Annotated in this window: 1 protein-coding gene; it reads right to left on the bottom strand. The window is 51.3% G+C overall.

The annotated features are described in order from the left end of the window. On the bottom strand, positions 1-841 hold an 841-nt coding region (locus NNO04_RS22450; RefSeq protein ID WP_271446524.1), incomplete at its 3' end, for an IS110 family transposase. Between the last annotated feature and the right edge of the window lie 168 nt (positions 842-1,009).

Here is a 1,009-nt window from a genome sequence, read left to right as displayed (position 1 = left end):
CGTGAACCAGGAGGTATCGGAAATAGCCATCGCCACGTTTGCTGATCCCTCCCAGTTGCTGTTTCCCGCCGCTGGAATGTTCCTTTGGTGTCAGCCCCAGCCATGAAGCGAACTGCTTTGCGGTGCTGAATTGTCGGGCATTACCCACTGCTGCTACCACATAAGTGGCCGTTAGCATGCCAACCCCCGGGATTTTGGCCATTCTCTGGCAGGCTTCCTGCGTTCTGTACCAGGAGGCCAGAGCTTCTTCTACCTGTTTAACCTGCTCCTCAAGTTCCCGGATATGGTTAGCCTGTCTGTAGATGCTGGTTCTGACAAAGGGAGACAAACCATTTTCGCCGTCCTCCAAAATGGCTGGCAGATCACGGGTTAAATGGCTTTGTCCGGCTGCAATCGTAATACCAAACTCAGCAAGTGTGGCTCTTAAACTATTGGAACAGGCGATCCGCTCGCGGATAAGTATTCCCCGTTCAGTGTGTAACGCTAAAACGGCCTGCTGCTCTTCGGTTTTTATCTGTACAAAACGCATATTCGGGCGGGTTACCGCTTCGCAGATAGCTTCAGCATCTGCTGCATCCGTCTTGTTCGTTTTGACATAGGGCTTCACATATTGCGGAGGAATGAGTTTTACCTCATGGCCGTGGCGACTGAATAACCGTGCAAAATGATGGCTGGATGAACAGGCTTCCATGCCAATCAGGCAAGGTTCCAGTTGAATGACAAACTGAACGAATTTAGCCCGGGTCAGCTTCTTACGCAAAACAGTATGACCTTCGTGATCGACACCATGAAGCTGGAAAACGTTCTTTGCCAGGTCGATACCAAGAGTTGATACTTTCATGTGGACGCTCCTCATTTTCAGGACGTATTGCAACGATCCAGTCTGGTACTTTGATGCCGCAAAATCTGGAGCGTCCATCTCATTATCCCTGTAAAACGCGCCCTGAACCCGCATCCCTGCGGGTTCCCCCGGCCTTACGGAAACACGTCGGCAATTTTCGGCCGGACC

This window comes from Citrobacter sp. Awk 4 (genome assembly GCF_028069725.1).
Taxonomy (GTDB): domain Bacteria; phylum Pseudomonadota; class Gammaproteobacteria; order Enterobacterales; family Enterobacteriaceae; genus Citrobacter_D.
This window is presented reverse-complemented; position numbering and strand designations above follow the sequence as displayed.